The organism is Methylobacterium sp. FW306-05-D (genome assembly GCF_058782155.1).
Genome location: NZ_JBYSXL010000009.1, coordinates 12,337 through 27,798, shown reverse-complemented (window position 1 = coordinate 27,798; position 15,462 = coordinate 12,337). Strand labels below are relative to the sequence as shown.

At 71.8% G+C, this 15,462-nt stretch carries 13 protein-coding genes; 7 read left to right on the top strand and 6 right to left on the bottom strand.

Annotated elements, in window-relative coordinates; genetic code table 11:
* The first annotated feature begins 7 nt into the window (after positions 1-7).
* From AC3WLN_RS05590 to AC3WLN_RS05570, 5 genes are all read left to right on the top strand, one after another.
* Entirely contained in the window at positions 8-1,834 is a 1,827-nt protein-coding gene (locus tag AC3WLN_RS05590) for an aminopeptidase P family protein (protein ID WP_492480135.1), read from the top strand.
* Positions 1,835-2,001: 167 nt separating this feature from the next.
* A complete protein-coding gene (locus AC3WLN_RS05585) occupies positions 2,002-4,173 on the top strand; it encodes a protein-disulfide reductase DsbD family protein (protein ID WP_492480134.1) in 2,172 nt (723 codons plus the stop codon).
* A 3-nt stretch (positions 4,174-4,176) separates the two neighbouring features.
* Positions 4,177-4,794 (top strand): redoxin domain-containing protein, encoded by a 618-nt coding sequence (locus AC3WLN_RS05580; RefSeq protein ID WP_492480082.1) that lies wholly within the window; start codon positions 4,177-4,179, stop codon positions 4,792-4,794.
* 44 nt (positions 4,795-4,838) lie between these two features.
* Entirely contained in the window at positions 4,839-6,071 is a 1,233-nt protein-coding gene (locus AC3WLN_RS05575) for an MFS transporter (protein ID WP_492480081.1), read from the top strand.
* A 122-nt stretch (positions 6,072-6,193) separates the two neighbouring features.
* Positions 6,194-7,255, top strand: coding sequence for a GSU2403 family nucleotidyltransferase fold protein (locus AC3WLN_RS05570; RefSeq protein WP_492480080.1), 1,062 nt, complete (start codon positions 6,194-6,196; stop codon positions 7,253-7,255).
* A 9-nt stretch (positions 7,256-7,264) separates the two neighbouring features.
* Here AC3WLN_RS05570 and tolB read toward each other — a convergent pair whose 3' ends face one another.
* The 4 genes from tolB to tolQ all read right to left on the bottom strand — a co-directional run bounded on the left by tolB (position 7,265) and on the right by tolQ (position 11,361).
* Positions 7,265-8,599 carry a Tol-Pal system beta propeller repeat protein TolB gene (gene tolB / locus AC3WLN_RS05565; RefSeq protein ID WP_492480079.1) on the bottom strand — a complete coding sequence of 445 codons (1,335 nt, stop codon included), beginning with the start codon at positions 8,597-8,599 and terminating at the stop codon, positions 7,265-7,267.
* 143 nt (positions 8,600-8,742) lie between these two features.
* Entirely contained in the window at positions 8,743-10,158 is a 1,416-nt protein-coding gene (gene tolA / locus AC3WLN_RS05560; RefSeq protein WP_492480078.1) for a cell envelope integrity protein TolA, read from the bottom strand.
* A 12-nt stretch (positions 10,159-10,170) separates the two neighbouring features.
* Complete coding sequence (locus AC3WLN_RS05555; RefSeq protein WP_492480077.1) at positions 10,171-10,617, bottom strand: ExbD/TolR family protein; 447 nt, start codon at positions 10,615-10,617, stop codon at positions 10,171-10,173.
* 27 nt (positions 10,618-10,644) lie between these two features.
* Positions 10,645-11,361, bottom strand: a complete 717-nt coding sequence (gene tolQ / locus AC3WLN_RS05550) for a protein TolQ (RefSeq protein ID WP_056465906.1) — start codon at positions 11,359-11,361, stop codon at positions 10,645-10,647.
* 448 nt (positions 11,362-11,809) lie between these two features.
* Between tolQ and AC3WLN_RS05545 the strand changes: the two genes are divergently transcribed.
* Positions 11,810-13,063: a methyl-accepting chemotaxis protein gene (locus AC3WLN_RS05545; RefSeq protein WP_492480076.1), complete on the top strand. Its 1,254-nt coding sequence runs from the start codon at positions 11,810-11,812 to the stop codon at positions 13,061-13,063.
* A 55-nt stretch (positions 13,064-13,118) separates the two neighbouring features.
* On the opposite strand, the gene ybgC is transcribed toward AC3WLN_RS05545, so the two are convergent.
* Together ybgC and ruvB are read right to left on the bottom strand one after the other, a co-directional pair.
* Entirely contained in the window at positions 13,119-13,565 is a 447-nt protein-coding gene (gene ybgC / locus AC3WLN_RS05540; RefSeq protein WP_492480075.1) for a tol-pal system-associated acyl-CoA thioesterase, read from the bottom strand.
* Between the two features lie 37 nt (positions 13,566-13,602).
* Entirely contained in the window at positions 13,603-14,610 is a 1,008-nt protein-coding gene (gene ruvB, locus AC3WLN_RS05535) for a Holliday junction branch migration DNA helicase RuvB (RefSeq protein ID WP_492480133.1), read from the bottom strand.
* Between the two features lie 276 nt (positions 14,611-14,886).
* Between ruvB and AC3WLN_RS05530 the strand changes: the two genes are divergently transcribed.
* Complete coding sequence (locus AC3WLN_RS05530; RefSeq protein WP_492480074.1) at positions 14,887-15,441, top strand: Uma2 family endonuclease; 555 nt, start codon at positions 14,887-14,889, stop codon at positions 15,439-15,441.
* Positions 15,442-15,462 lie beyond the last annotated feature (21 nt).

Below are 15,462 nucleotides of genomic sequence, written 5' to 3'. Positions count from 1 at the left end.
GAGCGCCATGACCCGCGCCCGCTTCCAGACCTTCGACGATCCGAGCCACCGCCAGGGGGCCGCCCGCATCCGGGCCCTGCGCGAAGCCCTGCGCGCCGCCGGGCTCGACGGCTTCGTGGTGCCCCGCGCCGACGAGCACCAGTCCGAATACGTGCCGCCCCAGGCCGAGCGCCTGGCCTGGCTCACGGGCTTCACCGGCTCGGCCGGCACCGCCGTGATCCTGGCCGAGGCGGCCGCCCTCGTGGTCGACGGGCGCTACACCCTCCAGGCCCCGGCCCAGGTCGACACCGCGATCATCACCCCGGTGCCTCTGGCCGAGACCAGCGTGGCGGCCTGGATCGGCGCCCATCTCGGGCCCGGCCAGGTGCTGGCCTACGATCCCTGGCTGCACACCCCCGACGGCGTGGCGCGGATGGAGCGGGCGGCGGCCAAGGCCGGCGCGCGCCTGCAGGCGGTGGAGGCGAACCCCGTCGACGCGGTCTGGCCCGACCGGCCGGAGCCGCCGGCGGGAGCCGTCGTGGCCCATCCGCCGGAACTCGCCGGGGAATCCGCCGGGGACAAGCTCGCCCGCATCCGGGCGGCCCTGGCCGAGGCGGACGACGCCGCCCTGGTGATCTCCGATCCGCACAACCTCGCCTGGGCCTTCAACCTGCGCGGCGGCGACGTGGCCCACACGCCCCTGGCGCTGGGCTACGCGCTGGTGCCGCGCGCGGGCCGGGCCGCCCTCTACCTGACCTCGCCCAACCTGAGCCCGGAGTTGCGCGAGGCCCTGGCGCCGCTCGCCGACCTGCACCCGCGCGCCGCCTTCGCGGACGGCCTCGCGGCCCTGGCGGCGAACGGCGCGCGCCTGCGCCTCGACGCCGCCACCGCCGCCTACGCCCTCAAGCAGCGCGTCGAGGCCGCCGGCGGCGTCGCCGATCTCGGACCCGATCCGATCACCGCCATGAAGGCGGTCAAGAACCCGGCCGAGATCGCCGGCACCCGCGCCGCCCATTTTCGCGATGGCCTCGCGGTCACCCGCTTCCTCGCCTGGCTCGATGCCCAGGGCGAGACGCTGACCGAGATCGCCGCCGTGGAAGCCCTGGAGGATTTCCGGGCCGAGGGCGGCCTGCTGCGCGACGTGTCGTTCCCGACGATCTCGGGCAGCGGCGCCAACGGCGCCATCGTCCACTACCGGGTCAGCCGGGACACCGACCGGCGGATTCTTCCCGGCGAGCTGTTCCTGGTGGATTCCGGGGCGCAATACGCCGACGGCACCACCGACATCACCCGCACGGTGGCGATCGGCACGCCCTCCGAGGCGATGCGCGACCATTTCACCCGCGTGCTCCGGGGCCATATCGGCATCGCCCGGGCGGTGTTCCCGAAGGGCACCACGGGGGCGCAGATCGATGCCTTCGCCCGCCTGCCGCTCTGGGAGGCCGGCCTCGACTTCGACCACGGCACCGGCCACGGCGTCGGCTCCTTCCTGTCGGTGCACGAGGGGCCGCAGCGCATCGCCAAGACCGGGACGGTCGCCCTCGAGCCCGGCATGATCCTCTCGAACGAGCCGGGCTACTACAGGCCCGGCGCCTACGGCATCCGCCTGGAGAACCTCGTCCTCGTCGAGGCCCGCGCGGTGCCCGGCGGCGAGCGCCCGATGCTCGGCTTCGAGACCCTGACCCTCGCCCCCTTCGACCGCCGCCTGATCCGCCCCGACCTCCTGAGCCCGGAGGAGATGGCCTGGATCGACGCCTACCATGCCCGCGTGCGGGAGGCCCTGGGGCCGGACCTCGACGCCGCGACGCGGGCCTGGCTCGAGGAGGCGACCCGGCCGATGGTGGCGGCGGTCTGACCCGGCGGCCGGAGCGCCGCACGGCTCTTGCGACCATCCTGCGCCTACCGGAGACGGGCAAAGGCGGGGACAAGGGATCTCGCGGCCAAGGGATCTCGCGGCATCGGGATTTTGCCCGTGTGCCGAACGGACGTAATCTCGCCGCCTCCGTCACCGAACAGGTCCCGATGATCCGGCTTCTCGCCCTGGCGCTCGCGCTGCTCGGCCTCGCCCTGACGCCCGCCTCCGCCCAGGGGCTCAAGATGCCGGCCGACCTCGTCAAGGCGAGCCTCGTCGGGGAGCCCTCCGCGATCCGGCCCGGCGAGCCCTTCACGGTCGCCATCCGCCTGGTGATGCGGCCGCACTGGCACGTCTACTGGCGCAATCCCGGCGATTCCGGCCTCGCCCCGGAGGTCGCCTGGACGCTGCCGGCCGGATTCACGGCGGGGCCGATCCAGTGGCCGGTCCCGAGCCGCATCCCCGTCTCGCACCTGATGAATTTCGGCTACGAGGGCGAGGCCGTCCTCCTCGCCGAGGTGACCCCGCCGGACACGCTCGCGGCGGCCAGGCCGGTGATGCTCCAGGCCAAGCTGACCTACCTCGTCTGCGAGCGCGAATGCGTGCCGGGCTCGGCCGAGCTGCGCCTGACCCTGCCGGTGGCGCAGGGCGGCACCAGCCCGGGGGTCGCGCCCGGCGCGCTGATGCTGTTCGAGGCCGCCCGCGCGGCCCTGCCGGTGCCCGCCCCCTGGCCTGTGCGCTACGGCGCCGAGAACGGGCGCCTGCAGGTGCATCTCGCCACGCCCCCGGGGCTCGCGGCCTCCTCCGTCGCCTACTTCCCCTATGCGGAGACCGCCATCGAGAACGCCGCGGCCCAGGAGGCGCGCAGCGACGCGGACGGGCTGCACCTCGACCTCGCCCGGGGCGACACCACCGAGGCGGCGCCCGCGACCCTGCCGGGGGTGCTCGCCTTCGACGAGGCGACGCCGGACGGACCCGTGCGCCGCGCCTACGCGGTCGGCGAGGCCCCGGTCCCGGGCAGCTCCGCCAGCGCCGCCCTGGCCTCCGCCGCCGCGCCGACCCCGGGACCGGTCCGGGCTCCGGACGAGAGCCTGACCCTGTGGAGCGCGGCCGGCCTCGCCTTCCTGGGCGGCCTCCTCCTCAACCTGATGCCCTGCGTCTTTCCCGTCCTGTCGATCAAGGTGCTCGGCCTGGTGTCGCATTCCGGCGAGCCGGCGGGGCGCGTCCGGCTGCACGGGCTCGCCTACACGGCCGGCGTGCTCGCGTCCTTCCTGGCCCTCGCCGGCCTGCTCATCGCCCTGAAGGGGGCGGGCGCCGGCATCGGCTGGGGCTTCCAGCTGCAATCGCCCCTCGTGGTGGCGGGCCTCGCCTATCTGCTGTTCGCCATGGGGCTCAGCCTGTCGGGCGTCGTGCATCTGGGCGCCGGCATCGCGGGACTCGGCGACGGGCTGACCCGGCGGGCGGGCCTGGAGGGCTCGTTCTTCACCGGCGTGCTCGCCACCGTGGTGGCCACCCCCTGCACCGCCCCCTTCATGGGCTCGGCGGTGGGCTTCGCCCTGACGCAGGATGCGGCCGTGAGCCTCGCCGTCTTCGCGAGCCTCGGCCTCGGCCTCGCCCTGCCCTTCCTCGTGCTGACCGTCTGGCCCGCGGCCCTGCGGCGCCTGCCCCGGCCCGGCGCCTGGATGGACACCCTCAAGGGCGCGCTGGCCTTCCCGATCTACGCCACCGTGGCCTGGCTGGTCTGGGTCCTGTCGCAGCAGGTCGGCTCGGCCGGGCTCCTCGCCGCCCTGGTCGGCCTCGTGCTGGTCGGCCTCGCCGCCTGGGCCTGGGAACGCGGGCACGGGGCCGGTCCGGCCGGCACCTGGATCGCGCGCGGCACCGCCGCGGCGGCCCTCGCGGCGCTCGCCGTCCTCACCCTCGGCCTCGACCGGGACCGGGCCGGGGCCGAGACCGCACAGGCCGGGGCCGGCGCCTTCACCCAGGCGCGCCTCGACGGGCTCCTGGCCGAGGGCAAGCCGGTCTTCGTGAACATGACGGCGGCCTGGTGCATCACCTGCCAGGTCAACGAGCGCGCGGCCCTGCGCTCCGAGGCGGTCCAGGCCGGCCTGAAGGCCCGCGGCATCACCTATCTCAAGGGCGACTGGACCAACCAGAACCCCGAGATTACCCGCCTGCTGGAGCGCCATGGCCGCAGCGGCGTGCCGCTCTACCTCCTCTATACCGGGTCCGGCGAACCGGCGGTCCTGCCCCAGATCCTCACCCCCGGCCTCGTGCTGGAGGCCCTGCAGGCGGTGCCCCTGGCGGCCACGGACCGGAGTGCAGCCCTGACCACGGAGCGATAGCCGATGCCCCGGACCCGCCGTCTCCTCCTCGCCGCCGGCCTCGCGGCGCTCCTCGCGGGCCCCGCCCTGGCCGCCGGCCCGCAGGTGGGCCAGCCCGCGCCGGCCTTCAGCGCCCAGGCCTCCGACGGCCGCACGGTCCGGCTCTCGGACTATGCCGGCAAAACGGTGGTCCTCGAATGGACCAACCACGACTGCCCCTTCGTGATGAAGCATTACGGCGCGCACGCCATGCAGGCGCTGCAGAAGAAGTGGACCGGCCAGGGCGTGGTCTGGCTCAGCGTGATCTCCTCGGCGCCGGGCGAGCAGGGCGCCGTCGACGGGGCGGAGGCCGACCGCCTGACGAAGACCCGCGACGCCGCGCCCAGCGCCGTGCTCCTCGACCCGACCGGGACCCTCGGCCGGGCCTACGACGCCAAGACCACCCCGCACATGTTCGTCGTCACCCCGGACGGCACCCTCGCCTACCAGGGCGGCATCGACGACAAGCCCTCGGCCGATCCGGCCGACCTCAAGACGGCCCGCAACCACGTCGACGCGGCCCTGACCGAGCTCGCCGCCGGCAAGCCGGTCTCGGTGCGCTCGGCCAGACCCTATGGCTGCACGGTCAAGTACGCCTCGTAATCCTTTTCCTTGACAGGAAAACATCCCTGCCGCAGCACGGCGCGATGAGCACCGATGCCGCGCCGCGCTGGACCGTCTTCCGCAACGGCGATTTCCGCCTGTTCGGCACGGCCCGCTTCCTGACCGGCCTCGCCTTCCAGATGCAGGCGGTGGCGGTGGGGTGGTTCGTCTACGACATCACCCGTTCGGCCCTCGCCCTCGGCCTCGTGGGCCTGGCGAGCTTCCTGCCGGCCCTGCTCTCGGCCCTGGTGACGGGCCACGTCGCCGACACCTACGACCGGCGCCTCGTGGCGGCCCTGGCCTACGCGATCCTGGCGCTGGCGGATTTCGGGCTGCTCCTCGCGGCCCATTTCGGCACCACGACCCTGTGGCCGATCTACGGGCTCGTCGTCGTGATCGGCACCGGCCGCGCCTTCGCCAACCCGGCCCTGCAGGCCCTGCTGCCGACCCTGGTGCCGCGCTCCCTGTTCGGCTCGGCCATCGCCTGGAACGCCTCGCTCTGGCAGAGCGCCTCGATCCTGGGCCCGGCCACCGGCGGCTTCCTCTACGCCCTCGGGCCGGCGGTGGTCTTCGGCGCGGCCGCCGCGAGCTTCGCGCTGGCCAGCGCCCTCATCCTGGCGATCCGGTTCCGGCCCGCCCTCCTCGCCGAGCGGCCGCCCGTGACCTGGGAGACCCTCTCGGCCGGCCTGACCTATATCCGCACGCATCCGGTGGTGCTCGGCGCCATCAGCCTCGACCTCGTGGCAGTGCTGCTCGGCGGGGCCACCGCCCTGCTGCCGATCTTCGCCGCGGAGGTGCTGCATGTCGGCCCCCTCGGCCTCGGCATCCTGCGCAGCATGCCAGCGGCCGGGGCGGTCCTCACCGCCATCGCGCTGGCCTACCGGCCGCTGCAGCGCCATGCGGGCCTGCGCATGCTCCAGGCCGTGGGCCTCTTCGGCCTCGCCACGGTGGGCTTCGGGCTCTCGACCTCCCTGCCCCTCTCCATGGCCTGCCTGTTCGTCACGGGAGCGGCCGACATGATCAGCGTGTTCGTGCGCCAGACCTTCGTGCAGGGCGAGACGCCCGACGCCATGCGCGGCCGGGTCTCGGCGGTGAACTCGGTCTTCATCGGCGCCTCGAACGAGCTCGGCGAGTTCGAATCCGGCACCCTCGCGGCCCTGATCGGCGCCGTCCCGGCCGTGGTGGCCGGCGGCCTCGCCACCCTGCTGGTCGCGGCCCTGTGGGGCCGGGTGTTTCCCGCGCTGCGGGCACGGGACCGGCTCGTCCCGGCGGAGTGAAGCCCTCCGCCGACCGACCGACCCGGCGACCGGGATAAACCGAGTGATCTCAATCGCTTCATCGGCCGAAACGTGCCATTATCCCTCGGCGGGCAGATCCCGGTCTCCTGAGGGATAAAACGATGTTCTTCAGTGATTTGAGCGAAGACCAAGCGCGTCAGACGATCGATGTCGAGCAGGTCTTCGCGGGCTACGACGACGCGCGGGAGGTGCTGGAGCGCCGCTTCTCGGGCGCCATGTCCTGGAAGACGGTCGCGGGCCGCGACTACCTCTATCGCAAGCGCGGAGAGATCTGGAAGTCGCTCGGACCGCGGACGCCCGAGACGGAGGCGGTCGCCCGCCAGTTCCACGAGGGACGGGCGGATCTCGAGCGACGGGTGGCGGCCCTGGCCGGGCGCCTCGACGCGATGGCCCCCGTCAACCGCGCCCTGAAGCTCGGTCGCCTGCCGGTGATCGCCGGCCGCATCCTGCGCGCGCTGCGCGGCGCGAAGCTGATCGGGAGCGGCGTCGAGGTGGTCGGCACGAACGCCCTCTATGCCTACGAGCGTCTGGCGGCGGTGCAGATCGCCGGCGCCCATCTGGCGACCGCCGATGTCGACCTGCTGTTCGATGCGCGCCGCTCGCTCCGGCTCCTGACGCAGGAGGTCTCGGCGACGGGCCTCGTGGGCCTGCTGCGCAGGGTCGACCGCTCGTTCACGGTGATGGGAAAGGGCGGCTTCCGGGCCGTCAACCGCGACGGCTACATGGTGGACCTGATCATGCCGGCCGCGAAGGACCGGATGACCCGACCGCCGAGGAGCCGCATCGGCTCGGACGGCACGGATCTCGAAGCCGTGGAGATCGAGGGGCTGGCCTGGCTGGTGAACAGCCCGAAGGTGCATGCGACCGTCCTCGACGCACGCGGCTATCCGCTCACGATGGTCGCCCCGGACCCGCGCGCCTTCGCCCTGCACAAGCTGTGGCTCGCGGCGCGCGCGGATCGCGATCCCCTCAAGCAGAGGCGCGACCGGGCGCAGGCCGACCTCGTCGCCGCCCTGGTCGCCGGCCGCCTACCGCATCTGCGGTTCGACGATCCGGCCCTGGGCGCCCTGCCCCGGGGGGGGGGGGGCGCGCTTCGCGCCCAGGCCGGGTCGCTGGTCCCGCCCCCCGCCGAGCCGGCGGCCCGGCTGGAGCCGGACTGGTAGCCGTCCGCGCTACTTCCCCGACAGCAGCGGCGACCAGGTCGGGTCCGAGGCGTAGGAGGGGGTCGGCACCGGCTGCTCGACCTTGCCGGTGATGTCGACCATGTAGAGCTTGCCGCCGCCCTGGCCGCCCGGATCGCGGAAGAACAGCACGTACTGGCCGTTCGGCGCGAAGGTCGGGCCCTCGTTGTGGAAGCCTTCCGTGAGCACGCGCTCGCCCGAGCCGTCCGGCTTCATCACGCAGATGGCAAAGCCCCCCTTGCGCTGGCGGGTGAAGGCGATGAGGTCGCCGCGCGGCGACCAGGCCGGCTGCGAGGCCGAGCCCTCGCCGAAGGAGAGGCGGGTGGGCGTGCCCCCCGAGGCGCTCATCACGTAGATCTGCTGCGAGCCGCCGCGGTCGGATTCGAACACGATCTGGCTGCCGTCCGGCGAGTAGGTCGGCGAGGTGTCGATGGCGTTGCCGTTGGTGATCGGGGTCTGGGCCTTCGAGGCCAGGTCCATGACCACGATGTCGGCGTTGCCGCCCTGCTGCACGCTCATCACGAGGCGGCGGCCGTCCGGCGAGAAGCGCGGGCTGGTGCTCATCGAATCGGCCTTGCCGAGCGCCTGCCGGCTGCCGGTCTCCAGGTTGATGACCTGGATGCGCGGCTGCTGGCCGGTGGTCTGGGTCATGAAGGCGATGTCCTGGGTCGCCGGGGAGTAGCGCGGCGCCACGACGGCGTTCTCGCCGTTCGTGAGCGCCCGCACGTTGGCGCCGTCCTGGTCCATCACCATCAGGCGCTTGCGCCGGTTCTCCTTGGAGCCGGACTCGTCCACGAAGGCGATGCGGCTGTCGAACCAGGGCCCGAGGCCGGTGATCTTGGTGTAGACCGCGTCCGAGATCAGGTGGCCGGTGCGGCGCGCATTGGCCGGGTCAGTGCCGTATTGCTGGCCCGTCATCTGCTGGCCCGAGGTCACGTCCCAGAGGCGGAACTCGACCTTGAGCTTGCCCGAGGCGTCGCGCGCGACGCGGCCGGTGATCAGGGCCTGGACGCCGGCCGCCCGCCACTTCTCGAAGCCCGGCACCGAATCGAAGCCCGGCGCCTCGGGAAACTTCGCCTTCTCCACGGGGGTGAAGTAGCCCGAGCGCCGTAGGTTGTTCGTCACCACGCTGGAGACGAGGAGCCCCAGGCTCGGATCGCCGGAGAAATCCGTGACCGCGATCGGCATCGGCTGGAACGAGCCGCCGCCGATGCGCAGGTTGAGCTGCGCCGCCGCCGGCGTCAGCCCGAACAGGACGAGGGCCAGGAGCGCGAGGAGCGACGTCAGGCCCTTGGACACGGGGCTCTCGGGAAGACTGCGATGCATGATCGATTCCGTGGTCGTGGGCATGCGAGGATCGGGGATGGGTCCGCAAGGTACGCGCGGGCGGGACGGCCCCGCCGCACGCCGCGGGAGCCGGGTCGCCGCCCCGGGCCGCAGGCAGGTGCTGCCGGGACGGGGCCGCCGCATCACGCCCGCGAGAACTCGAACTCCGCGTTGATGGCTTTCCAGTCGTTGTAATACGGCGCGTACTGGGCCGGGATCTTGTAGGGCGCGCAGCGGCGCACCGCCCGCTGGGCCGCCTCGGCGATGGAGCGATCCACCGCGTTCGCACCGCCGCGCATGATCCGGGGCTCGGAGGTGAGCGTGCCGTCCGGGTTCAGTCGGATGTCGAGCATCGGCAGGACCACGCCCTGGGTCGCGCCCGGAGGCGCCACGTAGCAGCGCTCGATCTGCTGCTGCAGCATCCCCACCAGGGCATCCCGCAGGGAGGGCGAGAGGCGCTGGGCATTGCCGGAGGCCGCCCCCAGGGAGGCGGTGCGCTGGACCTCGCGCCCGGTGGCGCCGGTGGATTGCGACGGCGCCTTCGAGGCGAGCAGCGAGCGGATGTCGCCCGCGCTGAACTTGTCGGCGAGCTCGGCCTGCTTCTTGGCCTTGGCCTCCGCGTCGGCCTTCGCCTTGGCATCCGCCATCGCCTTAGCCTTCGCCTTGGCGGCCGCGTCGGCCTTGGCCTTGGCCGCGGCTTCCGCCTTGGCTTCGGCCTCCGCCTCGGCCTTCGCCTCGGCCAGCTCCTTCTGACGCTCCGCGTCCGCCTTGGCCTTCGCCTCCGCCACGGCCTTCGCCTTGGCTTCCGCCTCCTTCTCCGCCTTGGCTTCCGCTTCCTTCTCGGCCTTGGCCTGCGCGTCGGCCTTCGCCTTGGCCTCCGCCTTCGCCCTGGCGGCGGCAGCGGCCTTCGCGGCCTCCGCCTTGGCGGCGGCCTCGGCCTTGGCCTCCGCCTCGGCTTCCTGCTTCTCGATCAATTCGGCGAGCTGCTCGCGCTTGACCGCCTCGGCCTTCGCCTTGGCGGCGGCCGCGGCCTTGGCTTCCGCGGCGGCGGCCTTCGCCTCGGCCGCAGCGGCGGCCTTCGCCTCGGCGGCGGCAGCGGCCTTGGCAGCCTCGGCCTTGGCCGCCTTGGCCGCTTCCGCCTTTGCGGCCTCCCTGGCAGCCTCCTTGGCGGCTTCCTTGGCCGCCTCGGCCTTGGCGTCCTGCGGGTCGGGCTCGCTGGAGCGCAGCGGCATCTCCTCGGCGCTCGCCACCTTCATGTCGGCCGGGCGCTTCGGGGGCGCCGGGGCATCCACCTTGGCGTTCTCGGGCTCGCGCTCCTCGAACTTCTCGGCGACGCGGTCGGCGCGCGGCTTGGCGTTGGGCTGCGGCGCGTCGGCGTTGCGCTCGCCCTTGGTCAACTCCGAATATTGCTGCTCGGTCATCACCTCGACGGGCACGCCCTCCTGCGCGTCCGGCAGGGCGGGGGCCGCCACCGAGAGCAGGGCGACCGTCAGCAGGCCGACATGCGTCGCCGCCGAGACCCAGACGCCCGGTTCACTGCGCTTGAAGGGAATTCGCACCGCCGGGGCCCGCTACTTCTGGTCCGGCTCGGTGACCAGGGCGACCTTCTTGAAGCCGCCGCCGGTCACGATCGCCATCACCTGGGCGACGCGGCCGTAATCGACCCGCTTGTCGCCGCGCACGAACACCCGCTCCTCGAAGCCGGCCTTCGCGCTCTCGGTGAGCTTCGGCACGATGGTGTCGTCGGACAGTTCGCTCTCGCCGAGGAAGACCTGGCCCGACTGGCGGATCGACAGGGTCACGGGCTTGGTGTCGGAGTTCAGCGGGCTCGCCTTCGATTGCGGCAGGTCGAGGGGCACGCCCACCGTCATCATCGGCGCCGCGACCATGAAGACGATCAGCAGCACGAGCACGACGTCGATGAACGGCGTCATGTTGATCTCGTTGATGGCCGCGTGCCGGCGTCCCCGCCGGCGCCGTCCGCCACCACCCTGCGCTGCTCCGTGGGCCATGCCCATGATCGTTCCTCGGGTGTGGGAGTGGGGTCAGGCGACGAGCGAGAGACGCTCGTCGATCTGCCGCGACAGGATGGCGGAGAACTCGTCGGCGAAACCCTCGAGGCGCGACTGGTTCTTGGCCACGGTCGATTGCAGCTTGTTGTAGGCGAGCACGGCGGGAATCGCCGCGAACAACCCGATGGCGGTGGCGAACAGCGCCTCGGCGATGCCCGGGGCCACCACCGCCAGCGAGGTGTTCTTGGAGGCCGCGATCGAGGTGAAGGCGGTCATGATGCCCCAGACCGTACCGAACAGGCCGATATAGGGGCCGGCCGAGCCGATGGAGGCGAGGAAGAGCAGGCGGGATTCGAGGCGCTCGACCTCGCGCTGGATCGTCACGTCCAGCACCTTGTCGATGCGCTGGGACAGGCTCTGGATCTGGCGGCCCGAGCCCTCGAAGGAGCGCTTCCACTCCCGCATGGCGGCCACGAACAGGGCGCCCTGCCCCACCGGCTGCCGGTCGTTGAACGAGCGGTAGAGTTCCTCCAGCGAGCGGCCGGACCAGAAGGCCTCCTCGAAGGCGTCCATCTCGGCCTTGGTGCGGCGGAACAGCAGGGTCTTGTCGACGATGATCGACCAGCACCAGATCGAGGCGCCGATCAGCCCGAGCATCACGACCTTGACGACGAAGTGGGCCTGCAGGAACAGCCCGAGCAGCGTCATGTCGGGGGCCGGCATCGCCTGCATGGCATCGGCTGGGTTCATGACGTGATCCTCGAAAAACCCCGCGCGGAGCCGTCACGGAACCGGTGGTCCGTCTTGCGCGCTTCAACCGGAACCTTGAGCGATTTCAAGGCTCAATGGCCCGCGAATCTGTCGAAAGTATGGGCCGGCCTTGTGCATCGCACGCATCCGTCTCCCGCGCAGTTAAGCGCGCGGCAGGGTTAACATTCCCTTGCGGATTCCGTCCTGGCCCCCCGCCGATCCGGCTTCGGGCGATCCGCACCGGCTTCCCAGAGCCCGGCGCCCGGCGCCCGGCGCCCGGCGCCCCCGCATCCGTCCGGGCAGTACCGGTGTCGAGCCCCCCGTGTGACCAAGTGCAGCCAAACTAAGCGCAGATGGTCCAATTTCTCTTTAACGATTCTTTAATCATAAATGATGATCATCATACACGTCTGTAATGGCCTTTGTCGCCACACGAAAGACAAACCCGATGAAAAGTCACCTCTCCATGTTGTCGGCCCTGCGCCGGGCACCTGACGAGATTCAACCCGGGATCGTGCCGCAGACCGACATGGAGGCCGTGATCAATGCGTTGCCGGTCAACGTTCTCGTCCTCGATCCCGTCAGCGCCAACATCACGTATGCCAACGCGCGCAGCATCGAGACCATGCACGCACTCCGGCAGTACCTGCCGCGGGAGGTGAACCCGGATCGGATGGTGGGGACATCGATGGATGTCTTCCACAAGAACCCCCATCACCAGCGCAGTATCGTGGCCGATCCGTCGCGCCTGCCCTGGCGCACCAAGATCCGGCTCGGCCCCAAGACCCTCGACCTGCATGTCTCGGCCGTGATGTCCGAGGGCCGCTACATCGCCGCCGTGCTGTCCTGGGCGGACGTCACGCCCTTCACCGACGCGATCTCGGCCTTCGACACGGCCATCCAAACAGCCCTCGACGCGGCCGGCGGCGCGACGAACACCATGCGCGACTCGGCCAACCTCGTTCTGGAGAAAACCGGCGAGACCTCGGAGGCCGCCGCGACCGCATCGACCGGCGCCATCGGCACCTCCGCCAACGTCCGGGCGGTGGCCCGGGCCGTCGAGGAATTGAATTCCGCCAACGCGGAGATCACGCAGCAGATGAACCGCTCCCGCGCGGTCACCGGCGAGGCGGTGGAGGAAGCCCGCCAGGCGGTCGCGAGCGTGCGGGCCCTCAGCGAGATTTCGAACCATATCGGCCAGGTGGTGGGGATGATCGGCCAGATCGCCAGCCAGACCAACCTGCTGGCGCTGAACGCCACCATCGAGGCGGCCCGGGCCGGCCCGGCCGGGCGCGGCTTCGCCGTGGTCGCGAGCGAGGTCAAGGAACTCGCGGCCCAGACCGCGCGGGCGACGGACGACGTCTCGCGCCAGGTCGCGACGATCCAGACCGCGACGACCGCCACGGCCTCCACCATCGAACGCATCGCCGGCATCATCGCCCGCATCGACGAGGGCGCGATCTCGGTGGGCTCCGCTGTCGAGGAGCAATCGGCGACCTCCACGGAGATTCGCCGCAGCGTCGACGAGGCCTCGGGCCGGACCGAGACGGTCAGTTCCAGCGTGGCGGCGGTGGCGATGAGCGCCACGGATTCCGCCTCCTCGGCTCAGAGCATGCTGCGCGCCACCGCCGACCTCAATCGCGAGATCGACGCCGTGGCGGCGGCGGTGAAGCTCTTCCTCGGGGAAGTCCGCAAGATCTGAGGATCCGATGACGCGCGGGTCCCCGCGGTGCCCCGCCTCGGCATCGCGCGGGCCGTCAGGGGCCCGGGTCGGGCGGGGCATCGCGCCGGTCCGGCGCGAGGGCGAGGCGCAGGCTGTCGGGCAGGCGGATCGCGCGGCCGTCGCGCACGCAGGCCACCACGACCTCGGCCTTGACCAGGAGGTCAGCCCCGCGCCGGACCTCCTGAGCGAGGTTCATCGAGGCCCCCTTCATGGCGGCGGTCCAGGTCCGGATGTCGAGGAGGTCGTCCATCCGCGCCGGCCGGACGTAGTCGATCACCATCCGGCGCACGACGAAGTGCAGTCCGGCCGCGTCGCGGTGCAGGTCCGACTGGTCGCCGGCCAGCCCCCGCAGCAGCTCGGTGCGCCCGCGCTCCATGAACCGCAGGTAGCTGGCGTGGTAGACGAACCCCGAAAAGTCCGTGTCCTCGTAATAGACGCGCACCGGCAGGGTGTGGATGCCGGCGGGTTCGGTTTCGCTCACGGTGAACCTCCCTTGGGCGGGATGGCGGCGGGGCGCGTCATGCCTCCGGATCGTCCTGGCCGCCGAACAGGCCGAACTGCCCCCCGCCCGACTCGCGCCGGGGCTCGGGAAAGCCCATGTGGCGGAAGGCGTGGGGGGTGAGCATGCGCCCGCGCGGGGTGCGCTGCACGAAGCCCTTCTGGATCAGGAACGGCTCGATGATGTCCTCGATGGCGTCGCGGGGCTCCGAGAGCGCCGCCGCGATGGTCTCGATCCCGACCGGGCCGCCGTTGAAGGAACTCGCGATCATCGTCAGGTACTTGCGGTCCATCACGTCGAGGCCGGCCGGATCGACGTCGAGGAGCTGCAGCGCCCGGTCGGCGATGGCGCGGGTCACGGTCGGCGCGTCGGCCACGATGGCGAAGTCGCGCACCCGGCGCAGCAGGCGCCCGGCGATGCGGGGCGTGCCGCGGGCGCGCTTGGCGATCTCGTTGGCGCCCTCCGGCGACATGCCGAGGCCGAGGACGCGCGCGCCGCGGCTGACGATGAGCTCGAGCTCGTCGACGTCGTAGAATTCGAGCCGGATCGGGATGCCGAAGCGGTCGCGCAGGGGCGTGGTCAGCAGGCCGGCGCGGGTGGTGGCGCCCACCAGGGTGAACTTCGGCAGTTCGATCTTGACCGAGCGGGCGGCCGGCCCCTCGCCGATGATGAGGTCGAGCTGGTAATCCTCCATGGCCGGATAGAGGATCTCCTCCACCGCCGGGTTGAGCCGATGGATCTCGTCGATGAAGAGCACGTCGCGCTCTTCCAGGTTCGTCAGCTGAGCGGCGAGGTCGCCCGCCTTGGCGATGACCGGGCCGGAGGTGGAGCGGAAGTTCACCCCGAGCTCGCGGGCGACGATCTGCGCCAGGGTCGTCTTGCCGAGGCCGGGGGGCCCGACGAACAGCACGTGGTCGAGGGCCGAGCCGGTCTTCCTGGCCGATTCGATGAAGATGCTCATGTTGGCGCGCGCCGCCCGCTGCCCGATGAACTCGGACAGGCTCAAGGGCCGGATCGACTGCTCCAGGTCGTCCTCGCGCCGCTCGGGCGTGAGGAGCGATTCGGGAAGCGGCTGGAGGGTCGGCGATTTGGGCGCCGATGCCTTCGAGGCGGGTCTCGCAGGTTTGCTCACACGGATTCTCGGTGGGGGCCGGGGCCAGCGTCCATCATCTGTTCTCGTGGCGGATGTCGCACAACGGCGCCGTTCGCGCTACATTCCCCTCGCGGCGCAGGGCGTGTGGGGCGCTGGTTCGTCGCAGCCGGAGAGCTTCCCGTGGGCGGTGCATCGCACGAATTCGAATGGATGGCTCTCGACGATTTCGAGGAGTTGCTGGCCGACAAGCCCCGGAACGAGCGCTGGGAACTGATCGGCGGGCGCGTGGTCCGGATGATGGTCGGCGCGCGCTGGGAGCATGCGCGGATCGTCCAGAACATCGCGCGGCGCCTGGGAAACCAGTTCGACGCGGCGGGCGGCACCTGCCAGGTCTTCACGGAAACCTTCTTCATGAAGAGCCGCGCCCTGGAGGCGGCCATGCTGCCGGACGTGTTCGTGGTCTGCGGCGACATCGAGCCGGGGGCGACCTCGGTCGACAACCCCCGCGTGCTGTTCGAGGTCCTTTCCCCGGGCACGGAAGCCCGGGACCGCTTCGAAAAGTGGCAGGTCTATCAGCGGCTGCCCGCGCTTCAGCATTACGTGCTGGTCGCCCGGGATCGCGCGCACCTGGAAGTCTACGATCGGGTGGACGGCGTCTGGCGGGGCTTCCGGGTGATCGAGGGGCTCGACGCCACGCTCGACCTGCCGGCGATCGGCGTCACCCTGCCCCTGCGCGAGATCTATCAGCGGGTCCTGGCGGACTGAGCGCCCGGCGCGCGCGCCCGG